The sequence below is a fragment of the Vibrio sp. AK197 genome (assembly GCF_053903115.1).
In genome coordinates this window covers 939,204-964,676 of sequence record NZ_CP096429.1, presented here as the reverse complement: position 1 = coordinate 964,676, position 25,473 = coordinate 939,204, and the positions used below count along the sequence as shown (strand labels likewise).

Below are 25,473 nucleotides of genomic sequence, written 5' to 3'. Positions count from 1 at the left end.
GTTGTGAAACCTGTGGTCTTGATTTCGACTCATCCCCCTGATTACACCCGAACACTATTGGAACACGCGGCAGCCAGTCAGAGTGAGGTGATGTGGGTAGCAATGGATGATCCTCGGGCTGCGCGTGCTGAGGTCGCCGCGTGTTGGTACCCACACCAAAGTCTGCTACAGGACTTTCCCGACCTAAAATGCTTACATTCACTGGGCGCTGGGGTTGATAATCTGGGACCGCTTCTTGATTCGGGTCTTGAGATAGAGCGGATTATCGATCCTCAACAAAAACGCGGCATGTTCGAATATGTGTTGTGGGGCGTGCTTTATTACCAGCGTGATCTCGACCACTACCAGCAGTTACAGAGCCAAAGGGTTTGGCAGAGAGCAAAGCAACGCGCGGCGAAAGAACTGACCGTCGGTGTGCTGGGACTGGGAGAGATTGGGGCTTACGTGGCAACGGAGTTGGCCAAGTTTGGCTATTCGGTGATGGGGTGGTCACGTTCAAAAAAGTCCCTTGATGGTGTGTTGTGTTTTACTGGATTAGACGGACTCGACCATGTACTTGAAGGGCTGATGTACTAGTCAATTTATTGCCATTAAACACCGATACCAAGGGTATTCTCAACCAAAGTACGCTGGCTAAACTCCCCAAACAGGCTGCGTTGATTCACTGTGGGCGAGGCGAGCATTTGGTTGAAGCGGATCTGGTTTCCTTGCTTGAAACTCAACACTTACGAGGCGCGATAATTGATGTTTTTGCCGCAGAGCCTTTACCTGCAGAGAGCAAACTTTGGCAGATGGAACAGGCGGTCATTACCCCACATATTGCATCCAGCGCCAGTTTTGAGGTGATGGTGCAGCAAATTTCGAGTGTGGCGTCGCGATACTCTCGTCTCGGTTTGCCCACACATGGTCAGCGTAAGAATTAAATCATCGGATAAAATAGAAACATCACATCAAAAAGTCAGCCACTCATCGCTTGGTATCGGTTCTCTAACTATCGGTTTCTCGCAATGTTTTATATTGCGGTTAACCCTCATGACTTAAAATGTATCACTCTGGTTACATTCTAAGGACAACGGTGTGGGTAAATTTATGCAGGGTGAATTCCCTCTGATGCTATTTGCTTTGCCTGCGGCGTGTCTTGCTATGTACCATGAAGCCAAAACCAAAAACCGTAAATATGCAGCCGGTATACTGTTTTCTGCGGGGCTGACTTGTTTCCTGACGGGGATTACTGAGCCTGTTGAATTTACGTTTATCTTTATCTCTCCTTTGCTGTATCTCTTCAATGCAGTATGTGCAGGCTTAGATTATATGCTGATGTATCTGCTTGATGCGCATTTAGCAAAATCATTTTCTGCGGGCTTTATTGATTATGTCACGTTAGGCATCATGCCGTCGTTCAATGGTTTTGAAACCAACTATCTTTCAGCCGTCATTGTTGGCATCCCTACGGCAGTGGTCTACTACTTCACATTCAGATACGTTATCCGTAAACATAATCTTCAGACGCCGGGACGTACTGACGAAGACAAAGAAGAACTCAACCTCAGCGATGAGCAACTGACTACCTTCGTGATTGATTTTCTTGGAGGGCGCGAAAATTTAACCTCAGTGACCGCGTGTATTACTCGTCTACGTCTTGAAGTTAAAGACACCAATCTGATTAATAAGAAAGGATTGGAAGATGTCGGGGCGATGGGAGTCATCAACGTCGGTAGTCATGGTGTTCAAGTGGTATTTGGCGCTAAAGCTCAATTTCTTGCTGACCGTATTAATCAAAATTAACGTATTCATATTATTAGTGCCCTAATTAATTTGGGGTGCTAATTTCACATATTCCCATTTCAACTCAAAGATAAAATATTATGAAATTAATCCCTTTAGAAACACCTGAAGATGTAGGGCAATGGACTGCAAAATATATTGTTGAAAAAATAAATATCTTCCAACCTTCAGAAGAACGTCCTTTTGTTCTTGGTTTACCGACGGGAGGGACACCGCTTACGACCTATAAATCGTTAATAAAATACTATGAAAATGGTGATGTTAGCTTTAAGTATGTTGTGACATTTAATATGGATGAGTACGTAGGCATTCCTCGTGATGCAAAAGAATCATACTGAACGTTCATGTTTGAAAAATTATTTAACCATATCGATATTCCTCAAGAAAATGTGCATATTCTTGATGGTGATATGACTCGCGTACCTAAACAAGCTCTGACCATTGGAGTTGGCACATTGCTTGATGCTGAAGAAGTTCTAATTTTGGCGTTAGGAATCAATAAAGCGAAGGCTTTACACCATGCTGTTGAAGGGGCGATTAATCACTTGTGGACCATATCTTCTCTTCAATGGCACCCTTGTGCTACGTTTGTTTGCGATGAAGAGGCAACCAGTGAACTTAAAGTAAAAACACTAAAATACTTCAGGTCGTTAGCGAATGAAGAATAAAACGTGCTCATTCGCTAGAAAATAATCTTAATTACGTTGTGAAGAGACTAAAAAACACGAGAAATATAAATCTCGTGTTTCAATGAAATAGAATAAATACTCAGTAATAAATAAGCTAACCATTTTTCAACTTATCCCCCCTTATATCATTTTAGAAATTCTTTCCTCACGATGGTCAATATTAAAAGTCACGGACTTTTCATGAGTGTCCATTACAAAAATTAGATGAAAAGTATCATAAATAATACGGCTTACTCAGTTGATTATTGCATATTGAAATTTTCTGTGTAGTCTATCGATTTTATCGTATATCGTATATCGTAAAAATTTGAATGTTTATTCTATTTTTTTGTTGCAGCGTATAGTGATTTTTATCCATTATTTTTAATTATTGAAAAAATTGAACGTTTATTCGTCATTTATTATTAGATTCGAGGGTAAAAATAATTAAACTAAAAAGTGGTGATTACAAATAAAAAAGTTTTTCTTCATCAACAAGGATGACCAATCGGTATCAATATCCTTGCATATTAGGATGCTCTTATCCGCTAAATAATTCATCACCAATCATTCTAATAAAGAAAGTTATCTGCTTTAAATCGATAAAAATAGGTTATTCCTCTTTTATTTAGACCATTAAATCATCAGTAGAGACAGTTATGAGTAAATTCAAACTTCAGACTATCGGGGCTCTGAGCCTTCTCGTTGCCGCCATTGTTATCATATTGGCAACATTAGATTATCGTTCGTTTCGCAGCGAGAGTGTTTATCAGTATAAAGAGCTGCTCAGAGAGCAAAATCAAACCATCGAAGCTCGGTTGGTCGAAAAATTTGAAAGCTATCGACGCGAGCTTGGTGCTTTATCACTATCAGAGAGTGATATTCAAGATGGGCAGGTAGCTTCTCATGTCGTTCATCAAATGAACGCGATTCAGCGGGCACAAAAAGCGTTCAGTGATGCGATCTTTATTCTGACGAGAGACGGTACTATCTACAACAGTGATGGCGAGGTGATGCCAACCAACGCTAAACAGAGTAATCGGTCGTATTATGATGCGGTCTTTAACAAAGGTGACGATTTTTACGTTTCTAAGCCTTATGTGTCTTCCTCAACCGGCAACACTGTGATTGCCATCATCAAAAAAATCAACACCACGGTGTCACTGTTCACCATTGTCCAGATTGATGCCGTTGTTGGCGACCTAGAACAAAAGAAAAATCTTTTTCTATATTCCGATGATGGCACCATTTTGGTTGCTCCATATGACGATTTTATTGGCGCGAACATGTTTGAAAAACGCCCATTATACAAGCAGTTCAGTCCAAGTAGTCCGGAATTAAGTTATTCCGTAGAGGTTGATGGCGAAGAGCGAGACTTTACGGTTTTTTGGTCCAAAATTGATATCAATGGTTGGAGTTTTGTCACCTTCATTGCTGATAGTGTGATTCACTCACAAGCCAATGCGCAACTTGGTTATACCGCGTTGACCGGTTTTATCTGTCTGATCATCGCCGCCGCTATTTTAGTCTGGATTATGAACAAGATGGTATTGGCACCAGTTGGCGGTGCACCTGACGATATTGCGAGCTTGATGGAAGTGATGGCATCGGGGGATTTAACTCAAAAACGAGAAAAAACCGGAAGGGAGACGGGCATTTACCTTTCGCTGATAAATTTGTCAGGTCAATTATCAGCGCTGATTAAAAACTCTCATGGTATTTCGGAAAATGTGTCTTCGTCGGCTCAAGAGCTCAATGTTGTTATGAGCCAAACGCAAGACAACGCCCAACATGAACTACAACAAATGGAACAGGTTGCGACAGCGATCAATGAGCTTTCATCGACTTCGGAAGAAGTCAGTAACAAAGCCGTATTAGCAGAGGAAGAAGCCAGAAAAACCCAAAATAGTGTCGAAAATGGCAAAAACACCTTAGAGAGCAGTATTGACCTGACCAGTCGAATTAATATCTCCGTGTCTGACACTGCAGAAATCGTTAATGAACTCAGCCAGTTTATACAGGAGATTGGCACCGTGACTGAGGTTATCAATAATATTTCTGAACAAACGAACCTATTGGCGCTCAACGCTGCTATCGAAGCGGCTCGGGCGGGTGACCAAGGGCGAGGATTTTCAGTTGTTGCTGATGAAGTCCGCGTTCTTGCCACTCGTACTCAGGAGTCGACGGTGAATATCCAAAAAATTATTGAAAAGTTGCAGGCACAATCCGCGGTTGCAAACAAAAACATGATGGAGAATGTCGAGCTTATTGAAGACTCTGTGGTCTTAGCCGATCAAATCAAAGCGGCGTTTGAAGATATAGCAACGGCTTCACAATCCATTTCTGATATTAATGCGCTTGTGGCCACCGCCTCTCAACAGCAGTTTGCGGTGACAGAGGAGATCTCACAATCGATCACTCACACCTTTGATTTAGTAAATAGAAATGTGGCTGCGATCCACCAAACTCTGCAAGCCTCATCTGAGCTCGCGCAGCAAGCTGAGTCTCAGCGCCATGAGCTCAAGTTTTTTAAAATTTGATCGCATGAAAAGGGCCGGCATTCCACTGGCCCTATCATTGAGCTTAATTTTCTTACTGAGTTCTGTTCGAACGGAGTTGACTGCAGAATGAGGACGTTCATCACTCATTTGGGTGATGAATCTTCGATTGTATATTGATATCGCGGCGGTTTTGAGGTTTTATCATGGGCGGTATTAATCGATTGGACGCAATTTAGTACATGAAGCCAGATTTTAATTACGCCATCTACGAAAAGCTCGTGAACGATGAAGATGCTAGAGCTTGTAAAGCCATCCCTGAATCCGCGTGCAAAGTGGTACCAGGTAACTTCGTAAAAATCGTTTACTCTCAGTTCTTCACCAAATTGGGGGATGCATTGATTAACCCCAAGGTCACCTTGCCTTGGATCATGCAAAGTATCGGTGCGCCGTTATTCCTTATTGGTTGGCTTGTTCCGATTCGCGAAGCAGGGTCTCTAGTACCACAGTTGGCCATTGCGCACTATATTCGCCATTTACCGGTTCGCAAATGGGTGTGGGTTAGTGGAAGTCTTCTTCAAGCATTGTGTGTGGTGGCCATTGGAGTGATTGCCCTTAATTTGCAGGGCGTTATCGCGGGCTGGCTTGTGATCGCTGTACTGACGGTGTTTAGCTTGTCACGTGGTTTAAATTCGGTTGCGGCGAAAGATGTGCTTGGCAAAACGGTACCCAAAAATCAGCGGGGAAGAGCCAATGGTTGGTCTTCAAGCGCCGCGGGTCTGGTGACGATCGGGCTAGCGGCATTGCTCGCGACTTCTAACCTTTGGCACTGGCGACAAAGTGAAGGGTTTTACGCTATCAGTTTGATGTTGGCTGGCTTAGTGTGGCTGGTTGCCGCTTTGATCTATGCTCAGATTAATGAGTATCGAGGGGAAGTGGAGGGGGCGCGCAATGGCTTATCTGAAGCCTTCAAACAGCTCGCTCTGATTAAAACCGATACTGTATTTCGCCGTTTTTTGATCACTCGAACTCTCTTTCTCTCAACTGCATTAAGTGCTCCTTACTATCTTTTACTCGCGCAAAAAAATGAAGGGAGTGCATTATGGGTGCTGGCACTGTTTATGTTCGCCAGTGGTTTAGCTTCCTTCGTCGCCGGGCCGTTTTGGGGCGCAATGGCAGACCGTTCAAGTCGCAGTGTCATGATGCTTGGTGCTAGCATGTGCGCCGTGTTTGGAATCGTGCTGTTTGTTTGCGATCAGTGGCTATCAACTTGGCAATACTATTCTTCGTTGGTCGCGGTTTTATACTTTTTTGTATGTATTGCCCACGATGGTGTTCGAGTTGGTCGTAAAACTTATCTTGTTGATATTGCAGAAGGGGACAAGCGTACTCGTTATGTCGCTGTGAGTAATTCGGTCATCGGCGTCATGCTACTCATCATGAGCCTTTTAGGGCTTTTAACTCAATGGATGAGCATTTCAAGCCTAGTGTTACTGCTGGCTGTGATCGTCCTTGGTGGGGTCTGGATGGCAAGGCAACTTCCTAATGTGAATGCATAAGCCAATGGACGACTCGCAGCAAATCAACGTTTAAGCGGGCTATTGTCGAACGATAACCTTAGGCATTTTTGACAAAAATTAGACAACGGAAACACAGATTTGTAGTCTACTGAGTGTTCGAAATATGAACACGATGAAAAGGGCGAACAGTAAACTCGTGGCGAAAAAGCATAAAAAAAAGAAACGCACCAACATCGGCGCTGTTAAAAAGCTAAAACGGCGTGTCAAGCGTTGGCTGTTGACGACGTTAGCCGTGGTGTTGGGTTTACCCATCGTGCTGGTGTTACTGCTTAAGTTGGTCAACCCACCCATTTGGGGATGGGAGATAGCGCGTACGTTTTTTCCGCCACAAGGATATCCCGAGCACAGTAAGCATCAATGGGTACCCATCGAATCTATCTCTCCCTCACTACCTTTAGCGGTCATTGCCTCAGAAGATCAGCGGTTTACTGAGCATTGGGGGCTTGACGTGCATGCATTATGGAAAGTGCTTAAAGCCAGTGGCGATGGGGGGCCTTCTCGTGGGGCGAGTACCATCACTCAGCAGACGGCCAAGAATGTCTTTTTATTTCCAAGCCATAGCTATCTACGTAAAGCGTACGAGTTGTACTTAGCGCTGCTGATTGAGCTTATATGGGGCAAAGAGCGCATTATGGAAATGTACTTGAATGTCGTGGAATTTGGGCCGGGTATTTATGGTGTTGAAGCGGCCAGTCAGCATTACTTTGGTATTTCAGCAGCACAGGTCTCGTCATATCAAGCCGCGCAGTTAGCGGTAGTACTACCTAACCCTTATAAAATTCATCCTGTTCCCATGACGAATTATGTGTATCAGCGAGTGAAATGGGTTCGCCGGCAGATGCAAAATCTTGGAAGTATTGCTTGGTGATGGTAGCCGCTTATTTTAAGCGGTAGAAAAAAGGCCATGACGATTTATCGTCATGGCCTTTTGGTTAGTAGAGCTGGACTTATTGCTGAAGTTTTTGCTTCGCTTCTTCAACTTTTGAAAAATCCAAGCCAAGTTCATCTACGGCTTCTTTAATTAATGCTGGATTTTGCATCACTTGACCCATGAGTTTTTGCAGATCTTCTTGTGGCAGACCAAGTTGGCTGATGGTCGCCATTGCGGCAAGTGGATTTTGGGTTAATGCTTGAAAAATTTCATGGATTTGCTGATCGCTAATGTTGTTTTCTTTTAGCATCGCGATAATTGGATTCATGGTGTTCCCTTTTAATCTATAGTGTGATGTCGGTTGCCAAGCAGTTTAGCACCCAAGCCATGAAGGGGGAATCTAGGCCCCTCCATTTCAATAAATGAGTAAAAAGGTGCGAAGCCGTGTCCGCACCTTTTTATTGGTTTAACGATTCTCAAACCGATTGTAGTCAAGCAATCCAAACTCAACAGGTTGATCGTGGCGATACCATTGGTGGACACGATCACTGAATGACCAAAAGTTTGGTGAACTGCGGCGAACGGCAAACTGATCAAGCAGTTTAACGTAATCATTTTCCGTTTTCAGTGTTTGAAGGGCGTGGACTAACGCTGGAACCTGTGACTCTTCGATATTTAGAAATGCCGCAGGATAACTGCCAAGAACGCCTCGCACTAACGTTAAATCATCATTTGCCGGATCACGATTACTCTCTTCATCGAACAAGCTTGAGATATTGGTATGTGCATTATTGTGCAGCAATGTGAAGAGCTGATCGTCACCTGATTGAGATTTGACCATCATCACCATGATTTGCGGCAGGTGAACCAGCCCTTTACCCTGAATATTGTCTACTTGCTGAAGTAGCGCTTGGTTTTCAGGCTTGAGGCCTGTATCGACCACATTGTAACGATCTTTTAAAACAGGAGAGAGCTTATCTTGTAGCATCTGATAGAGCTCGGCTTTGTAATTGGTCGTGGTATATTTGACTTGTGTTGGTTGATCAAATGGCTTCACGTTACTTTGCAAGAACTGGCTAAATTGTGGTGACTGATCTTGATACCAACTTGCGTGTTCGTCATGACGTACCGCGCGTGGCAAGAGCGTCAAGAAATTACTTTCACCTTCCATACGTAAGAAGTCCATAAACATACGCGTGATCAGCTGATGACCAAAGTTGCCGTAAACATCAAAACCGGCCACCAACAGGTAATGGATACGCTCGAGAAGCGCATAATCGAGAACCCAGGCTGTTTTGGGTGGTTTACCCACTAAACCTTGAGCCACTGAAGCACTATCGAAGTGACGAATGACGGTAAGCGCTGCATTTGGGTTTTTACCGTTTCCAGTCCAAATAATATCAGTGGTTAGATTTTTTCCATCTTTGAACCAATTGTTGGTGAAGTCGGATTTGGCTTCGAGATAACGCGCCTGCTGACTTGAGAACGTCACCCAGTTATGAATGGGTAGGGCGTTGCTGTCTAACTCGCCTGGCATCTGTAGGTTATCTGCTTGCGAACGATAGAACTCATTAACTTCCGGAATATCTGATTTGTCGGGATCTAAAAAGAACACCCAGAAACGGTCATTGATGACGTTCAATGCTAATTGCCCACGACACACTGGCCCTTTAATGAAAGACATAATGGTATTTTGTGCGTTATCGAGCATAAATTTAAAGCGCGATTTGACTGGAAGGTCGATAAATGACGTCATTGGGTTCGCTGCAACTTCAAGCTTGTAACTTGGCAGCTTTTCAACGCTATAGTCGCTATCAATAAACAAGGTTTGCCATTTCTTCATTCGCGCGGCATTGAGCGCGTATGGCATATGTGTTTTATCAACAATTGAAGCTTGTTCTGGAATGATGCGATAGTAAACCCGCTCGACCTTAGGATCACCGTATGGACGGCGAGTTGCAATTCGGTCAACCGGTTGACCCGGCGGTGTGGTTGAACGTACTAAGGTGAAAAAGCGCGGTCGTTGTTGTTTTATCTCGGAGAAATAGAGATGGGACAAAAACAGGTGTTCATAGATATAACGCGCTGAAAGCTGGGCTTTCAGTGAATCATCGTTTAAGAACGTCTCGTATTCATTGACCAGAGATTGCTCCATCACACTAAGAGGAATATGGTTATTCATTTGGGCGCCACTTTCCACCCAGCGAAGTAGCGTATTGTACTCACTTTTAGCCAGATTCGGCATTCCGTAAGGCATCCCCCAAGTTGGGTTATCACTTTGGTATTGTTCATATTCGTCAATTGTGGGGCAGATTTGGTCACGATCAATCGAGAAATCAAACCCTTCAAGTTGATCTTGCTGAGGAAGCGGATGCTGCTCTTTTTGCATTAATAGCCGTGCGATCAGCCCAGCTTGCATATTGACGGGCGCGGTTTGGTCGCGCTCGTTCAATACAGGGTGAAACCCGAGCGCGCGCCACTCATCAGTTGTTTGAGCATCTTCAAATAGGCGAGTGGGTTTTGACGCGGTAAGCCGTGTACCGTGATAGACCTTTTCTTTTGTTGCACCGCGATCAATCCCCTCAACGGAGGACATTTTTAGCTGACACGGCGCATCGTAGCAGGCATGACACACGACACATCGATTATCGATAATCGGTTTAACTTCATCAAGAAAATGACTCGCTTGAGGAGACTCAAAAGGCATTTGACGATCACGAACGACTTGCTCGCCGAAAAGTTGATCGTAATTAATGGCTGCAAAACCCGCGCAGCCAGCGAAGAAGAGAATCAATAAAAGAGGTACGAGCCGGCGTAATTTCATTGGATTACCAAAAGTTGAGTGGAGTTTTTAGTATAAGAGATATCTTGTTTAATTCTAAGAAGCAAAGAGAAATAGAAATATTGTTATATATTGCCAGCATTATGAGTCTTAACGAATGTATTGGCAAAGTTTTTACATTTTTATTATTAATAGTCGTTATAATACACAAGCTTATCCCCTAATCTCCGAAGGAAATGACATGGACGCGACGATAAAGACGACTTTGTTAGCCACTTTGCTGATGTCGCCTTTGCTAGAAGCAGAAGAGCTGTCTGACTACGAGCAATGTGTATTACGAGCAATGAAGGTACAGACGGGTGACCTAACTATTGATGAACTGCACGAACGCTGCTTAACGGCGACAGATCAAGAATCTGAACTCAAACAAACAGATGTGTTGAGTGAGCGCAGAGAGGCCGAAAGAAGTACGGAATTCCAACCGTTTGTCATGACTGCGCATCGCATGAATTACATTTTGCCATTCACCTATACCGATAGTGTGAATCATAAGGCGTATGAAGATACCGGATGGGCAGAGGATTTGCGTAAAGCGGAAGCTGAGTTTCAAATCAGCTTCAAAGTCCCATTAAACTACAGTGACCTGTTTTTTGAGAATGACGCGTTATTTTTCGGCTTTACATTGAGATCTTATTGGCAAGTCTATGCAAACTCCATTTCAAGACCTTTTCGTGAAACCAACTATCAGCCCGAGTTTTTTTATTTTACGCCGACGGATTGGAAACCTTTTGACGGTAACACTTGGCTCGGTTTTGGTATAGAACATCAATCAAATGGTCAGAGGCAAATCCTTTCGCGCAGTTGGAACCGCATCTACGGCTCAGTCACTTTTGAGAAGAATCGTCTAGCACTTTCTTTCAGGCCCTGGTGGCGGATTCCTGAAAGCGATAAAACCGATGAAAATGATCCGAATGGTGATGATAATCCAGACATCGGTGATTACATGGGTCATTTTGAAGTGGGCGCCGCCTATAAGTGGGAAGAGTTTTCGGTCAATTTTACCGGGCGTGAAAACTTTAAAACCCACAAAGGCTACGCTGAAATGGGGATGACATTTCCGATTTGGGGTAAAGTGCGTGGCTACGCGAAATACTCAACCGGTTATGGCGAAAACTTGATTGATTACAATCACAAGCAGCAGCGTTTTGGTATCGGCATCGCGATTACTGATATCCTTTAAAAAAAGCGGAGCTCATGAGCTCCGCTTTGTCTTTATCGAGTCCGGATCATTAAGTGCGATAGCGTGACAAAATGTTGCCTAGATTGACGGTGGCACTTGAGAGATTCGATACGCCATGTGAAGAGTGCTGAGCAACTTCACGAATGGTATTGGATTGGCTACGAATATCGGCCAGCTCCGAGGCGATATCATTCGCTACGGTGCTTTGTTCTTCCGCTGAGGTCGCGATCTGTAAGCTCATATCATTGATTGCATTGGCTGACTCAGTAATATGATGAATATCCTCACCAATATCTGCTATCAGTTCACTACTGGTATGCGCTTGTTGTACCGTCTGTTCAGTGATGGATGTGATCTTATTACTTTCTGCTTGCAACTGATCAATCATCTCTTGAATTTCAACCGTTGCGTTTTGAGTTCGTCCTGCCAGAGTGCGCACTTCATCGGCGACAACCGCAAACCCGCGACCTTGTTCTCCCGCACGTGCCGCTTCAATCGCCGCATTAAGCGCGAGTAAGTTGGTTTGTTCGGAAATACCGTTAATCGTAGTGATTACTTCACTAATTTGTGAGGTGTTTGTGTTTAACGTGGATGCAGAGTTGGCAGCTTGAGAAATAAAGTTTGAAAGTGTTTCAATTTCAGCAATCGCGCGGCGAACTCGCTCGGCACTGGCTTTTACTTGCTGGCTGTCACTTTCTGTCTGAGAAGTGGCTTGGCTGGCCACATTCGCAACTTCTTGCGCTGCCGCCGTCATCTGTTCCATCGCGGTAGCGACTGAATCAAGAGAGGCGTACTGGTTAGAGATCTGTGCTTCACTGCGCTGTGTCTCTTCAGCGAACGAAGCACTGGTTTCGGTCAGTGTATTGGTGTTGTCTTTTACTGCGATGACTAAATCACTTAGCGTGTCCATCGCTTTATCCATTTCCACACCGATAGTGCCAAACTCATCTCGCCCAGCATGGAATCCAAGTCGTGATGTTAAATCGCCTTGTGCGATTTTCTGGGTCGTGGTGTAGAGCACCCATAAAGCGCCGCCAATAAATGTCGTCACCCAGTAACTAAATACCGCAAACGGTACCAGCCATAAATAGGAGAGAAGCCAAGTATACAGCGCAGACGTCGATGCTTGCTCAATGCGTGAGCTTTGGTCTTCAGTCAAACTATAATGGGTGCCATTTTTGGCACGAATTACCGCAGTCACGACACCGTTGCCACTTATGTTTGATTGTGTCGCGCTGGTTTTTTGAATACCCGAAAGAGTGGTGCTTTGGTAGTTTGGCGTCGCTAAAATACCTGAAAGCTTCGCTTCGACATTGGTGAGCGCTTGGCTTTCGATACGCTCGATAGCATCAAAATATCGAAAACCAGAAATAAAACTCAAAGAGATAAAGAAGAGTAGAAAAATAATCCACATTTTGTCGTTAATGGACATCTTGATAAACAGTCTATCTATCGTCCTAAACTCGACTTCTTTCATTGGGTACTCCAATAACAAAAATAAGGTGACAAGTGAGAGTTAGTGACTTTCTACTATGCGCCATTTCGCGAAATTTAATGAAAAGTTTGTTGGTTTTAGTATCAATAACGAGATCTAGATCGTTTATTCTCGCTATTGATACTAAAGTGGCTTGCAATTTAGCCTAAAGAAGGGAGAAAACCAGTGGCGATCAACAGCTGAACGACCACGATGATGATGCCGATTGCCCCTGCCAAAATAAGAGAAAGTTGACCCCCTTTAACACGGTATGCTTCGGGTGTGGAGTGAGTAGCGCGCGCTTTACGCACCATCAGCACTGGTAGGAATATCGCCAACACGACAAGAGCGATGGCGGCATATCCTAGGGCAGTGATAAAGCCTTGTGGATAAAACAGCGCAAAACCCATAGGGGGAATAAACGTGACCAACGATGCCAGCCAGCGTTGAGAATGCTGATTCCGACCTTTGACTCCGTCTGCGATAAACTCAAACAATCCAAGGCTAACACCTAAAAACGATGTCAGTAGGGCTAAGTCGGCAAAGACGCCAATAATTTGCCCCAATTGGCTGACGTGTACTTTATGACTTAACTGCGAAATCAACGCTGTTAACCCTTGGCTCTGGGTTAGCTCTTGTTGGCTGACCACGCCTAAAGTAACGACTTGCCAAAATACATAAATGACTAAAGGAATACTTGAACCAATGACAATGGCTTTCTTCAGTGCAGGGGTATTTCCATCGAGATAATTTACAATGACAGGGATGCTGCCGTGAAAACCAAATGAGGTGAAAATTACGGGCAGAGCCGCCACGATAAGCCCTTGTTCAAGCGGCATATCCAACAGATAAGATTGTGTCACGTTCGGGGCTAGGAAAAACAGAACCGCCACCATTGAGATGAGTTTGGCACTAAACAGTACACGGTTAATTCGGTCTACTGTGCCTGTACCGATGGTGACCAGAAGGGCGACAATAACAGTGAACAGAACGGTTGCGGTTTGCGGTGATAGTGCAAGCCCTGCCATTTGATTTAGACGATCGCCAAATTGCGCGCCACCACCAGCAATATAGGCGGCGCATAGTGCGTAGAATAAAAATAGCATTGCAAAACTTGCAAACCATTTACCTCGCTGGCCCAGAAATTGTTTGGCAAGGCTATGCAGCGTTGCATCGGCGGGCGCGTATTGATGCAGTTCCACCATAAGCAATGCGGTAAAGGCCATTACCGCCCAGAGAGTGACCATCAAAAGCATCGACGTGGCAAATCCAATCCCCGCTGACGCCAGTGGCAAAGCAAGCATCCCCGCACCAATCGTGGTTCCTGCAATAATCAAAGTACTACCAAAAATCTTTGAATTCATCATGTTGTATTTATTTGTTTACGTATTTAAGTTAGAGGTATCTGTTGTAAGAGCGAGGCATTCTAGCCTTAAGCGCTTATTTTGGCTGATTCTGTAGTAATAATGATAGGAATGCAAGGTCACTGTAAGGATTTAAATCCACAAGTGTAAATTATTGTTTACGATTGATATGAGTGCGGTGAATATCATCTATGTGTTGTATTTGAGAGCAATGTCAATTGGTATTGATATTTTGCTTTTCGTCGCCATAAATCTGTCATATAAAGGCTTTAAAAAGGGATTCAGTAGCACCACATCCTATACACAGGACAGGATTAATAAATGGAGGTCACATGAGCGACCAATACCAAAATGAAGAAAACTTGGAATTGCTTGATGCGTTGGAAATCGGTATCGATTTATCTGATTATCAGTCCTCGCCTGAGCAGCGTCACGACGAAGACCCACGCTAGTTCCAAACGTTCTTCGATATCGAATTGTAACGAGCCAGTGCATTTGCGCTGGCTTTGTGTTTTTATAAACTCATGATGTTCGATATATAGGTTTCAATGAATTTTCTAGCGCATTTACATATTGCTGAACACTCTGATTCAAGCTCCTTGGGTAATTTACTGGGTGATTTTGTTAAAGGTCGTCCGCAAGGGCAGTTCCCCGAACGCATCGTGCGAGGCATTCAACTTCATCGGTTTGTGGATTCTTACACTGACCATCATCCGCTTATCAAAGAGATTAAGCCTTTATTTACCGGTGAAAGTCGGCGGTTTGCTGGTATCGCGTTAGATATGTTTTGGGATCACTGCTTGGCAACGCATTGGCATCAGTTCTCATCACAACCATTAGAAGCGTTTTGTCTTCGCGCGCAGAGTAAGGTGCTTGAAGAGCAACACGCTTTAACGCTGCCAGAGCGGTTTGTTGATGTCACTCAGCATATGTGGCGGGGTCGTTGGCTGCAGTCATATCAAGAGCTTGATAATATTGAATTTGCGTTGCAGCGTATGTCAACGCGCTCACCACGAATGGGCAAATTAAGCGCATGTACACCGATCCTTCGCCAACACTATCACACGCTCAATAAGACATTTTTGAGTTTGTATCCTGATGTTTTATCTGCAGCCAAGCAGCAGGCAATCTGATAGAATCGCGCGATTGTTTGAATAGTTAACCAGTGTTGCTTCGATGTCACATACTTTCTCTGATTTAGGGCTCTCATCAGAGCTTATCAATACACTTTCCGGGCTTGGGTTGGAAACGCCCACCGAGGTGCAGCAGCACGCGATTCCTCATGTCCTACGCCACAGCGATGTTTTGGCTGGTGCTCAAACAGGTACCGGAAAAACCGCAGCTTATGGTTTACCGATCATTGATCAATTGAGCACGTCACCTCAAATAGGGGAAACACGCGCACTGATTTTGGTACCGACGCGTGAATTAGCGCAGCAAGTATTTGATAACCTCACATGTTATGCGCAACACACTCAATTGAATATTGTTGTTGTCTATGGTGGCGTCAGTATAAAAAAGCAAACTGAGCAATTGAAAGCGGGCGCCGATATTGTGATTGCAACGCCTGGCCGTTTGCTTGATCACTTGTTTAATAAACACGTGTCATTAAATGCGGTAGGTTGCGTTGTTTTTGATGAAGCCGATCGCATGTTCGATATGGGGTTTATGCCCGATATTCAAAGGATTACCAAGCGTTTGCCGCAAACTCGACAAACGCTATTTTTCTCGGCTACGTTTGAAACTCGTGTCAAGACGATGGCGTACCGGCTTTTAAATGATCCTGTTGAAGTGCAAGTGACGCCGCAAAACAGCACGGCTGAAACCGTGATTCAAATGGTTTATCCCGTCGATAAGCATCGAAAAAGTGAGCTGCTTGCGTATTTGATTGGGGCGAACAATTGGCAGCAAGTGTTGGTGTTCACCAAAACCAAGCAGGGGAGTGATGCGCTTGCCAAAGAACTCAAGTTGGATGGTATTAAAGCCGCATCGATCAATGGTGATAAAAGCCAAGGTGCGAGACAAAAAGCGCTGGATGATTTTAAATCAGGTAAAGTTCGAGCGTTAATTGCAACCGATGTTGCTGCGCGAGGCCTTGATATCCAGCAACTAGAGCAGGTCGTTAACTACGATATGCCCTATAAAGCAGAAGATTATATTCATCGGATTGGGCGTACAGGGCGAGCGGGGCAAGCAGGACATGCTATTTCATTTATGAGCCGTGAAGAGCAAGGATTGTTAGAAGCGATTGAAGCATTACTTGATACTCGATTACCACAAGAATGGCTGGCAGGTTTTGAACCTGGTCAGGTGAATGTGGAGTTGGAAAATCACCGTCGTCAGAGTCGCTCCTCCGAAAAACGTAAGCTTAAAGCCCGTTTAGGCGTTCATAAAGGTCGAGGTAAGAAAAAACGTTAAAATAAAGCCCGCATTTGAGCGGGCTTTATTTTTATACACCGTCATCATGACACGAGATTACAGGGGATCTCGTACACTAAGTCTGAGACGTTTTGTGGCGCTAAAATTTTTGATTGGGGAATCAGCAAACGAGCTGCCATCATTTGGTTAAACATATTCCACTGTCTTAAAAGGCACTGCTCATGGTCACCTTTGATGTCTTCCCAAGTTTGATGCATAAATGGCTCCAAACTACTGGCTCCATGAGCAAACATGATCATGAGCCATTTTACTTCCCAAATATTAATTTGGCATTCTGGATGTTGCTGGTTGTATTCATTGGCCAATGTCGCGATCGTATCTTGTACTTGATAGTTTCTATCCATAAAATAATCGGTCAACTCATCTTGGCGCACGCCATCGGCCAAGAGTTGAATCGGCTGCTTTTTCACCAGCATATGTGCTAAGACACGTACGGTAAAAAAATAGAGTTTTTCGCTCGGGGTACTCTGTTTTGGAAAGTGCTCCATGATCACTTGCAAGTACTTTTCAAAATAGTCGTGCAGGCCATCGCTGATGCTTAGCCAAATCTTCTCTTTACTGCCAAAATGATGACGAATCAAGCTATGAGAAACGCCAGCTTTTTCACTGATGTTGCGTAACGACACTCGCTCGTAACCACGCTCACAAAACAGTTGTGCCGCAATCGTTAAGATCTCACATTTGGTTTTTTCTGCGTCCTCAGCACTACGACGCCCGGCTTTTCTTTCTGTCATGTTTCCAAATCTTCTAATTAAGCGCGACATTTTTACCAGATTTGAGGATTTATTTCATCTGTTAATCAAATATTATCCAATTGGATAATATAAAGCTTGATTTTATCGCATGAAAATTTATACTTTCCAATTGTATAGCAAGTTGGTGATGATTGCATTTTGCTGATTTAAAAATGCTTGACTCATACCAATTTTTATTGGCTTAAGCTTGAAATACACAACCATTTGTTTTTTGGTTCTCTATTTTGACTGTATGTTAAGGAAAGTGTCAGCCTCCAACGCTGATATATACCGCCATCAATATGAATCAATCCATCCACTGCCGGATCGGTCAAGGATGATTGCTTGATTCTTTTAGAACCTCCCTGAGCTTATGTAAGCTCAGGGCTTTCTCTTCTTGTTTCCTTCTTGGTGTGATTCGCTGTCGGTTTATTTGCATGACACCGTTAGCCTAGTAGTCCCTTTATCTTTTATATCGACGACATTTAATGATTAATTTTCTCCGGCATCGATTACGCCGTATTTCATACGTTATGTGATGTGTGTCATATAAGGGTATTTCTCTGATTGGAATGGTTGAAATGTCATCTTGGGCGGTTAGCTTTAAAACATAGAGATGGATTATTCAAAACTCACACTTTCCAAGGAGAGTCCCCCGATGAAAAACAACGTCGTTCAAGTCCTGCCCGAGCCAAGCGCTGAAAAAAAAGCGTCCGTTCAGGCTTATAACCAGTTGGTAAAACAAAATGTTGAGGTATTAACTGAATTGCAAGCAAATGCGATTCGTACCTTTAGCGAGCTTGATTTCAATACGATAAAGGCCGCAAGGGAAGGGACAAGCGAAGTACTTAATGCGTCGCAAATTGATTTGCTTGCCAAACTCGCGGATAACATGCTGAGTGACGGTCAACGTTTACAGAGAATCGCAAATCAATTTCGTTCTGACATCCAACACATGACTCAGACACAGCGTAAAAAAGTGGCGTCTGCCTAAATTCATTTCATCGTTATGAGGTTGGTTTTTGTTATAACGGAGCCGATTGGCTCCGTTTTTTATGCTACAAACTTGGGTATTTCTAGAGAATCTTAAAATCGGCGATGACAGCACCAACGAAATTTGTTTTAGTAATGGTAAATCTTTGACTTAAGGTGAACTATGAAAACAATCGGTTTAATTGGTGGTATGAGCTGGGAATCGACCACAACTTATTACCAACTCATTAACCAAGAAGTGAAATCACAGCTTGGTGGTTTGCATTCAGCAAAGATTGTCTTGGTGAGCGTTGATTTCGCTGAAATTGAAGTTTACCAACATAACGATGAGTGGGATAAAGCCGCACAAGTGTTAATCGATGCCGCACAATCATTGGAAAGCGCGGGCGCCGATTTTATAGCGATTGCAACCAATACCATGCATAAAGTCGCCGAGCAGGTGGCAGAATCCGTATCAATTCCACTGTTACATATCGCTGATGCAACCGGAGAGGCGTTGCAAGCTGCTGGTATTACAAAAGTCGGGTTGCTTGGAACCGCGTTTACGATGGAACAAGCGTTTTATAAGCAGCGAATTATCGATAAGTTTGATGTTGAGGTTGTGGTACCAAATGGCGTGCAGCGAAAATTGGTTCACGAGGTGATATATCAAGAGTTGTGCCAAGGTGTTATGACCAAGCGATCCAAGGCGGATTATGAAACCATTATTGACGACATGCATGAAGTTGGCGCTGAAGGCGTTATTCTCGGATGCACGGAGATCGGCATGTTGGTTGATGAGTCATCAAGCTCACTGCCCATTTTTGATACAACGAAAATTCATGCTAAAGCGTTGGTAAAAGCTGCATTAGAGGCCTAGTTCTGGCATTGAGTCACCGTTGACGATAAAAAAAGAGGAGCATTGGCTCCTCTTTTTTGTACCCGAAAATTACATTACTTTTCGTTCTTGGGCTGAGTGAAGCCGCCATATAAGTCGAGGCGACGATGGCGTAAGTTGGTTACCGAACCCTCAGTGTTAAGATGCTTTAGCTTCGAAAGGTCAACATCTGCAAAGATCAGCATTTCAGTGTTGGCACTTGCTTCGGCAAGGGTAGAATCGTGTGGGAAATAGATGTCTGACGGCGAGAAGACCGCTGATTGAGCGTACTGAATGTCGACATTATTGACCCGTGGAAGGTTGCCGACACTGCCGCCAATGGCAACGTAACATTCGTTTTCTATCGCACGCGCCTGTGAGCAGAGACGAACACGCTGATAGCCGTTTTTCGTATCGGTCCAGAACGGAACGAAAATAATTTGTACGTCCTGCTCAGCCATCATGCGTCCAAGTTCAGGGAACTCGCTGTCGTAACAGATTAAAATACCCACACGACCGGCATCGGTTTCGAATACTTGAACGCCATCACCGCCATCAATAACCCAATCTCGCTCCTCATGAGGTGTGATATGGACTTTGTATTGAGCGTCGACTTGACCGTCACGGTGGAGTAGATACGCCACATTATATAATGTATCGTTTTCAATCACAGGCATGCTGCCCGCGATAATATTGATGTTGTAGGTGACCGCCATTTGCGCGAAGCGATTTTTAATTTCTTCACTAAAGCTGGCGAGAAAACGAATGGCTTCTACTGGCGTCTGGTCGGTGTTTAGCCCCATGAGTGGCGCGTTGAAAAACTCGGGGAACAGCGCGAAGTCAGATTTGTAATTGGCTATCGATGAAACAAAGAATTCGGCTTGCTCTAAAAAGTCTTCCAGGTCATTCATGGCACGCATTTGCCATTGAACCACACCGATACGCACTAACGATTTTTCCACATCATGAATGGAGGCAATGTCGTCCTCATAGAAGATATTATCCCACTCAAGTAAGGTAGCGTATCCGCGTGATGATTCATCCTCTGGTAAATAACCACGCATAATACGTTTTACATCGAAATCGTTTGAGAGCTGAAAGGATAGAATCGGGTCATGAAGCTCTTTACGTTTGACTTTCTCAATGTACTCAGTGACGCTCATTTCCTTTGCGTGATGGTGATATTTAGGAATGCGTCCGCCAGCTAATATGGCTTTAAAGTTGCCACTGCGGCAAAGTTCTTTGCGGGCATCGTACAAACGGCGCCCGAGTCGCAAACCGCGATAATCTGGGTGCACAAAGACATCTAGCCCATACATGGCATCACCCGTGGTTTCGTTTTGAATGACATTTTGTTCGGTGATGATGTCAGTATAAAGATGAGGAAGTGAGAAGCGGTTATAGTTTACTTTTATCGTCAGTGCCGCACCGACAATTTTACCGTTATCAACAATACAAATCTGGCCATCAGGAAATTGATGAATCAGATCCATGATCGTGATTCTTGGCCAAGCGCCGCCGACGTCATGAAACACGAGATCCATAAGTTCGGCTAATTCTGGGTAATCGCTAGGTTCTATTGTTCGAAGAGTTAACAGGTGGGAACGGTTGTTTTCCATATCTATTTATTATCCTAATGATATTCAACTTCTTAACCATAGCATGGCAGCGCTGCTGAATGTCAATGGTGGGTTATCCTCACCGCGCGGATTGAAGTGTGAAACTGCGTCATTTTAACCGTCGTCTTATTCACTTAAAGCTCAGTTCCTAAGCATATTCTTTTGATCATTTTTATACATATTTATGAAAAATTTCATATTTATGAAAACTTTTCACAATTTCGCTCAATGGAAAACCTGTAATTGGTTGATTTTAGTGATGGAATCGTCCTAATTGGATGAAATGAAACCGTTTACACGTATGTGGTGTTATTAATTTTCCTATTTAACTTAATGAAACTTAGGGATTTTTAGGTATTTTGTAGGAAAATTCATGTTTCATGGGGTTTTATGCACCGACAACCTGTGAGGGAAAACCGACTTTTCAGCGTTTTCATCCCTTACTATGTGCCCAGAACACCGAAAACAGAAAGACAATAAACCTAAATAAGATAGGGATACCTCATGAAACATCTTAAGCTTTTGCCAATAACACTCGCAGTGGGTTCCGTGCTTGGTTCAGCTCCCCTCCTTGCCGCCACTGACGCTGAAATCGATGCTTTAACTCAACGAATTCAAGAGTTGGAGAAGAAAGTAGAAACCGATTATGTCTATCAGCAACAGTCTATAGACCTCCCACCAGACGTAGAAGTTCCCAAAGGCATTATTTTTTCCGGTTATGCTCGTTACGGTAATGCTTATGCAAGTAGCGATGAAAGAATGGTCAATGCGTATGGTGCATTGAATGGTAACGCCACGGGTCGTCTTGGTAATGAAAACTACGGCGGTGAATTCCAGCTCGGAAAAGTACTGAAATCCGATAAAGGCGCGGTTTGGGATTTGGTATTAATGGTTGACCATTACCAAGATCGAACTTGGTGGGAAGCGGGCAGTACAGAGGCGGATGGCGGGCTTAACGTCAAAAAAATGTACGCGGGGGTGACGAACCTATTTGAATCCCAACCTTCTCTTTACTTCTGGGGTGGTCGTGATTTCCACCAACGTACAGCAACCGACCTTAACGACTACTTTTGGGTTATGCATGATGGCCAAGGTGGTGGTTTCAAAAACCTGGATCTTGGCTTTGGTGAGTTTAACTTGAGCTTCGTCGGCCAAGTGGATGACGATATGGTGGGTGACAACGGACGCTATGCAATCACCAGTAAACTGCATGACATCGACCTTGGTGGCGCTTCTTTGAATATTTACGCTAACTATGGTTTTGCCTCTGATACCATCGAAGATCGTGATTCTCGTGACGTGAAATCCTATCAATTAGCTGGTGAGTTGATGATGAACGGTCAGCGTTTGGTGGTTCGTTATGGTGACAACGCCAAAGACAGTGCGTTTGACTTAGTTGATGATGAGCAAGCGTTTTTGGTCAGTGTGGATGGCTTCTATCAAGTTACACCCAAAGCATCATTTGCCTATGTGGCTGCCTATCAGTCATTGGAGGTGGCTGACGATCAAGACCGTTCAAACTACAACATTAACTTACGCCCCGGTTATGCGTGGGATGATGTGAACTCTACATGGGTCGAACTAGGTTACAGCCTTGTTGATTACGACAAGATTGATGCGACCAACAAAGCGTGGAAAGTGACCGTGTCACAAAATATTACCTTCGGTCCATTTATGTCTTCACGCCCAATGCTGCGTTTTTACGCGACGTTTGGTAACTCGGATAACGAGTTTGCGGGCTATGCAGATGATAAAGTGACTATCACAACATCTGATAACGATACCGTGACCGTCGGCGCGATGTTTGAAGCATGGTGGTAATCAACGGGGGATAACTGCCACTGTCCATTGGCCCCCATTGAAAACACCGTTTGATAATCGGGGCCATTTTTTATCCATATTCATTCTCTTTGAGGCCATTGTTTGGCCTTTTTTTTTTACCGGTTGTGATTATTGTTTAATTTATCATCAATGCAGCGCTTAAGCGCGTTGGAGGTTAAGCGCTTGTTGCGTGAAATCAGCGAGCTTCATGAAACTAAACCGCGAATCCATGAAACTGTTTCATGACATGAAATGAAACTCTCTATCAGTACGCTTTTTCGATAATTCACCAAGTTGATCGCTGATCGAGTGTGATGCCTATCACTCTACGTAATCAGACATTGCTGGATACTCACCATATGAAAGCGCTTTCTTTTGCCAGATGCTCAAGACAATCGAAATGCGCCTAATGAGCAATCAACAGGTGAGAGGGGCTTGTGACCACCATCAAAGATGTATCTGATGCTGCAGGAGTGTCTCAGGCGACAGTGTCCCGAGTCATTAATGGCACGTCAAAAGTCAGCCATGAAAAGAAGCTGAAAGTAGAAAAAGCGATACGAGAGCTCGGCTATAAGCCAAATTCTATCGCAAAAGCGCTCGCCTCAAGCCGTACGGGCAGTATTGGTGTCATTGTGCCAGAGCTTGGCGGCGCATTTTACTCACAGGTGCTTCAGACCATTGAAGAGCGCTTAAGGCATCTTGGATATCATCTGGTAGTGACAGCAGGGTCGAATACTGAACAAGGGCAACTGGATTCTGTGGAGTTTTTATTGAGCCGCCGCGTGGATGCGCTGATTCTCCATACCCAGCAGCTTGCAGATGATTATCTGATTGCACTTGAAGAACAAGGCATTGTGCTGGTGTTGGTGAATCGCTTTATTCCGGAACTGGCACACAGCTGCATTGATATTGATAACGAGCTTGGAGGCAAACTGGCGACTCAGCATCTTATTGAAATGGGTCATCACAAAATCGCCTGTATTACTGGGCCGCTTCATAAATCCGATGCGCGCGGACGTTTGCAAGGTTATCGCAAAGCGCTTGAGGAAGCAGGGATTGCGTTTGATGAAAACCTGGTGATTGAGTCCGGGTTTACTGAGGAAACAGGGGCCATGGCAATGCGAAAATTACTTAAGCGAGAGCATGAATTTACCGCGATCTTCGCTTGCAACGATCACATGGCGTTTGGCGCCTTTGAAGTATTACAGGAATGTGGGCTCCGTATTCCTGAGCAAATTTCATTAGTGGGTTTTGACGATATCTTGTTTGCGCGCTATCTCACTCCGGCGCTGACAACGGTTAATTTCCCGATTGAAACCATGAGCTGTGAAGCGGTACAGCTTGCAATACAAAAACTACATAAGAGTAAACATGATGTGGACTTTAAGTTATCACCAAGTTTGGTTGTGCGTGAGTCTGTTAAATCGTTTACCCCTACGCCAATAACTACGAAGGAACTAACATGAACTTCAAGACTATTACCCTGTCTGGAGCGGTTGCATTAGGACTCGCAACCAGTGCAGTCGCTGCCGATAATGACATCCGTTTTGACGGGTTTCCCGATTTTGACAGTAGTCTCAAAGTGATTCTGCCTGATTTTGAAAAAGAGACCGGGATTCACGTGGATTACTTGATGAACAACCATGGTGACCACCATACCAAGCTTACAACCAACTTGGCCACAGGCTCTGGTGCCGGTGACGTGATTGTGGTCGATGTGGAAAAAATCGGCCCATTTGTCGCCTCAGGCGGTTTAGTCAATCTTTCCGAGCAGTATGGCGCTGACAAATACGCTGAACGCTTCGCTCCTTACGCCTGGGCTCAAGGTAAAGGCGCTGATGGCTCCGTATATGGTATTCCTGTCGATTTAGGCCCTGGCGTGATGTATTACCGCCGAGATATTTTTGAAAAAGCCGGTATTGATGTTCAACAAGCGATCAAAGATTGGGACTCTTACATTGCCGCAGGTGAAAAACTCAAACAGCAAAACATTCAATTGATTGCGTCCGCTGCTGACGTGGCACAAGCGATTATTTTTACCACCGTACCTGAAGGCGAAGGGTTATATTTCGATAAAGATGGTAACTCGGTGGTTACCTCTGAACGCTTTGTTCATGCGTTTGAAGTGGCAAAAGAGATCCGTGATAAAGGCTTAGACAGTCGAATTCTTGCTTGGTCGAATGAGTGGTATGAAGGCTTCAAGAATGGCACGTTCGCGACACAACTCTCAGGTGCTTGGCTACTTGGCCACTTAAAAAATTGGATTGCGCCTGATACCTCAGGCAAATGGGGCGTCTCTCATTTACCTGATGGCATTTACGGCAGTTGGGGTGGCTCGTTCTTATCAATTCCGACTCAATCTAAAAAGCAAGATGAAGCGTGGAAGCTGATTGAATACATGACAATGCGTCGTGATATTCAACTGAAAAGCTTTGCAACTATCGCCGCTTTCCCCGCCAATGTGACGACGTACGATGACCCGATGTTCCAAGAGCCCATTGAGTTTCTTGGCGGTCAAAAAGCGCGATTACTGTTTGCTGATGTGGCGAAAAACATCAAGCCAGTACAGCCAGCAAAAGGGGACCACGTAGCACGTGCCATCATCCTAGAAAATGCCTTAATGGAAGTCCTTGATGAGGGTAAAGACATTAAAGCCGCCCTTCAAGATGCGGAACGCATGATCAAACGCCGTACCCGTAACTTGTAAGAGAAATGAGGCGCGGTAATGCACCGCGCCTTACATCAGCAA

The 25,473-nt window shown here is 44.3% G+C and carries 20 protein-coding genes and 1 pseudogene; 15 read left to right on the top strand and 6 right to left on the bottom strand.

Translation table 11 applies throughout. The features are described from left to right. The first annotated feature begins 3 nt into the window (after nt 1–3). The 7 genes and pseudogenes from M1D72_RS04285 to mtgA all read left to right on the top strand — a co-directional run bounded on the left by M1D72_RS04285 (nt 4) and on the right by mtgA (nt 7,399). Nucleotides 4–576, top strand: a complete 573-nt coding sequence (locus M1D72_RS04285; protein WP_456294650.1) for an NAD(P)-dependent oxidoreductase — start codon at nt 4–6, stop codon at nt 574–576. A gap of 8 nt (nt 577–584) precedes the next feature. Continuing rightward, on the top strand, nt 585–923 hold the full coding sequence (locus tag M1D72_RS04280; protein WP_456294649.1) for an NAD(P)-dependent oxidoreductase: 339 nt from the start codon (nt 585–587) through the stop codon (nt 921–923). Nucleotides 924–1,077: 154 nt separating this feature from the next. Then, complete coding sequence (locus M1D72_RS04275) at nt 1,078–1,785, top strand: PTS transporter subunit EIIC (RefSeq protein ID WP_456294648.1); 708 nt, start codon at nt 1,078–1,080, stop codon at nt 1,783–1,785. Nucleotides 1,786–1,865: 80 nt separating this feature from the next. After that, nucleotides 1,866–2,453: pseudogene (locus tag M1D72_RS04270) on the top strand (glucosamine-6-phosphate deaminase). Nucleotides 2,454–3,112: 659 nt separating this feature from the next. Then, nucleotides 3,113–4,993 carry a methyl-accepting chemotaxis protein gene (locus M1D72_RS04265; protein ID WP_456294647.1) on the top strand — a complete coding sequence of 627 codons (1,881 nt, stop codon included), beginning with the start codon at nt 3,113–3,115 and terminating at the stop codon, nt 4,991–4,993. A gap of 200 nt (nt 4,994–5,193) precedes the next feature. Beyond that, entirely contained in the window at nt 5,194–6,510 is a 1,317-nt protein-coding gene (locus tag M1D72_RS04260; RefSeq protein ID WP_456294646.1) for an MFS transporter, read from the top strand. Nucleotides 6,511–6,634: 124 nt separating this feature from the next. After that, nucleotides 6,635–7,399 (top strand): monofunctional biosynthetic peptidoglycan transglycosylase, encoded by a 765-nt coding sequence (gene mtgA, locus M1D72_RS04255; protein ID WP_456294645.1) that lies wholly within the window; start codon nt 6,635–6,637, stop codon nt 7,397–7,399. 79 nt (nt 7,400–7,478) lie between these two features. Here the strand turns inward: mtgA and M1D72_RS04250 are convergent, their stop codons facing one another. After that, complete coding sequence (locus tag M1D72_RS04250; RefSeq protein WP_456294644.1) at nt 7,479–7,730, bottom strand: DUF2999 family protein; 252 nt, start codon at nt 7,728–7,730, stop codon at nt 7,479–7,481. 138 nt (nt 7,731–7,868) lie between these two features. Beyond that, entirely contained in the window at nt 7,869–10,226 is a 2,358-nt protein-coding gene (locus tag M1D72_RS04245; RefSeq protein ID WP_456294643.1) for a fatty acid cis/trans isomerase, read from the bottom strand. 199 nt (nt 10,227–10,425) lie between these two features. Between M1D72_RS04245 and M1D72_RS04240 the strand changes: the two genes are divergently transcribed. Next, complete coding sequence (locus M1D72_RS04240; protein ID WP_456294642.1) at nt 10,426–11,424, top strand: phospholipase A; 999 nt, start codon at nt 10,426–10,428, stop codon at nt 11,422–11,424. Nucleotides 11,425–11,473: 49 nt separating this feature from the next. Here the strand turns inward: M1D72_RS04240 and M1D72_RS04235 are convergent, their stop codons facing one another. Then, on the bottom strand, nt 11,474–12,901 hold the full coding sequence (locus M1D72_RS04235; protein ID WP_456294641.1) for a methyl-accepting chemotaxis protein: 1,428 nt from the start codon (nt 12,899–12,901) through the stop codon (nt 11,474–11,476). Between the two features lie 158 nt (nt 12,902–13,059). Further along, complete coding sequence (locus M1D72_RS04230; RefSeq protein WP_456294640.1) at nt 13,060–14,265, bottom strand: aromatic amino acid transport family protein; 1,206 nt, start codon at nt 14,263–14,265, stop codon at nt 13,060–13,062. A gap of 545 nt (nt 14,266–14,810) precedes the next feature. Between M1D72_RS04230 and M1D72_RS04225 the strand changes: the two genes are divergently transcribed. Continuing rightward, entirely contained in the window at nt 14,811–15,395 is a 585-nt protein-coding gene (locus M1D72_RS04225) for an acyl carrier protein phosphodiesterase (RefSeq protein WP_456294639.1), read from the top strand. A gap of 43 nt (nt 15,396–15,438) precedes the next feature. Continuing rightward, nucleotides 15,439–16,680, top strand: coding sequence for a DEAD/DEAH box helicase (locus tag M1D72_RS04220; protein WP_456294638.1), 1,242 nt, complete (start codon nt 15,439–15,441; stop codon nt 16,678–16,680). 44 nt (nt 16,681–16,724) lie between these two features. Here M1D72_RS04220 and M1D72_RS04215 read toward each other — a convergent pair whose 3' ends face one another. After that, nucleotides 16,725–17,435: a TetR/AcrR family transcriptional regulator gene (locus M1D72_RS04215; RefSeq protein ID WP_390194382.1), complete on the bottom strand. Its 711-nt coding sequence runs from the start codon at nt 17,433–17,435 to the stop codon at nt 16,725–16,727. Nucleotides 17,436–18,093: 658 nt separating this feature from the next. Between M1D72_RS04215 and M1D72_RS04210 the strand changes: the two genes are divergently transcribed. Together M1D72_RS04210 and M1D72_RS04205 are read left to right on the top strand one after the other, a co-directional pair. Then, on the top strand, nt 18,094–18,429 hold the full coding sequence (locus tag M1D72_RS04210) for a phasin family protein (protein WP_456294637.1): 336 nt from the start codon (nt 18,094–18,096) through the stop codon (nt 18,427–18,429). A gap of 162 nt (nt 18,430–18,591) precedes the next feature. Beyond that, nucleotides 18,592–19,287, top strand: a complete 696-nt coding sequence (locus tag M1D72_RS04205) for an aspartate/glutamate racemase family protein (protein WP_456294636.1) — start codon at nt 18,592–18,594, stop codon at nt 19,285–19,287. 74 nt (nt 19,288–19,361) lie between these two features. On the opposite strand, the gene M1D72_RS04200 is transcribed toward M1D72_RS04205, so the two are convergent. After that, nucleotides 19,362–20,903 (bottom strand): GNAT family N-acetyltransferase, encoded by a 1,542-nt coding sequence (locus M1D72_RS04200; RefSeq protein ID WP_390194386.1) that lies wholly within the window; start codon nt 20,901–20,903, stop codon nt 19,362–19,364. A gap of 504 nt (nt 20,904–21,407) precedes the next feature. Between M1D72_RS04200 and M1D72_RS04195 the strand changes: the two genes are divergently transcribed. The 3 genes from M1D72_RS04195 to M1D72_RS04185 all read left to right on the top strand — a co-directional run bounded on the left by M1D72_RS04195 (nt 21,408) and on the right by M1D72_RS04185 (nt 25,431). Next, the gene (locus M1D72_RS04195; protein WP_456294635.1) at nt 21,408–22,724 is read left to right on the top strand and encodes a carbohydrate porin; all 1,317 of its coding nucleotides are present in this window, start codon (nt 21,408–21,410) and stop codon (nt 22,722–22,724) included. A gap of 437 nt (nt 22,725–23,161) precedes the next feature. Further along, nucleotides 23,162–24,190, top strand: a complete 1,029-nt coding sequence (locus M1D72_RS04190) for a LacI family DNA-binding transcriptional regulator (protein WP_456294634.1) — start codon at nt 23,162–23,164, stop codon at nt 24,188–24,190. Continuing rightward, nucleotides 24,187–25,431 carry an ABC transporter substrate-binding protein gene (locus tag M1D72_RS04185; protein ID WP_390194390.1) on the top strand — a complete coding sequence of 415 codons (1,245 nt, stop codon included), beginning with the start codon at nt 24,187–24,189 and terminating at the stop codon, nt 25,429–25,431. The genes M1D72_RS04190 and M1D72_RS04185 overlap by 4 nt, the downstream gene beginning before the upstream one ends. Nucleotides 25,432–25,473: the final 42 nt, after the last annotated feature.

Coding starts and splice junctions, on each gene's coding strand:
- M1D72_RS04185 (WP_390194390.1), top strand. CDS start 24,187: ATGAACTTCAAGACTATTACCCTGTCTGGAGCGGTTGCATTAGGACTC.
- M1D72_RS04205 (WP_456294636.1), top strand. CDS start 18,592: ATGAAAACAATCGGTTTAATTGGTGGTATGAGCTGGGAATCGACCACA.
- M1D72_RS04265 (WP_456294647.1), top strand. CDS start 3,113: ATGAGTAAATTCAAACTTCAGACTATCGGGGCTCTGAGCCTTCTCGTT.
- M1D72_RS04210 (WP_456294637.1), top strand. CDS start 18,094: ATGAAAAACAACGTCGTTCAAGTCCTGCCCGAGCCAAGCGCTGAAAAA.
- M1D72_RS04260 (WP_456294646.1), top strand. CDS start 5,194: ATGAAGCCAGATTTTAATTACGCCATCTACGAAAAGCTCGTGAACGAT.
- M1D72_RS04195 (WP_456294635.1), top strand. CDS start 21,408: ATGAAACATCTTAAGCTTTTGCCAATAACACTCGCAGTGGGTTCCGTG.
- M1D72_RS04200 (WP_390194386.1), bottom strand. CDS start 20,903: ATGGAAAACAACCGTTCCCACCTGTTAACTCTTCGAACAATAGAACCT.
- M1D72_RS04220 (WP_456294638.1), top strand. CDS start 15,439: ATGTCACATACTTTCTCTGATTTAGGGCTCTCATCAGAGCTTATCAAT.
- mtgA (WP_456294645.1), top strand. CDS start 6,635: ATGAACACGATGAAAAGGGCGAACAGTAAACTCGTGGCGAAAAAGCAT.
- M1D72_RS04240 (WP_456294642.1), top strand. CDS start 10,426: ATGGACGCGACGATAAAGACGACTTTGTTAGCCACTTTGCTGATGTCG.
- M1D72_RS04235 (WP_456294641.1), bottom strand. CDS start 12,901: ATGAAAGAAGTCGAGTTTAGGACGATAGATAGACTGTTTATCAAGATG.
- M1D72_RS04230 (WP_456294640.1), bottom strand. CDS start 14,265: ATGATGAATTCAAAGATTTTTGGTAGTACTTTGATTATTGCAGGAACC.
- M1D72_RS04225 (WP_456294639.1), top strand. CDS start 14,811: ATGAATTTTCTAGCGCATTTACATATTGCTGAACACTCTGATTCAAGC.
- M1D72_RS04245 (WP_456294643.1), bottom strand. CDS start 10,226: ATGAAATTACGCCGGCTCGTACCTCTTTTATTGATTCTCTTCTTCGCT.
- M1D72_RS04250 (WP_456294644.1), bottom strand. CDS start 7,730: ATGAATCCAATTATCGCGATGCTAAAAGAAAACAACATTAGCGATCAG.
- M1D72_RS04215 (WP_390194382.1), bottom strand. CDS start 17,435: ATGACAGAAAGAAAAGCCGGGCGTCGTAGTGCTGAGGACGCAGAAAAA.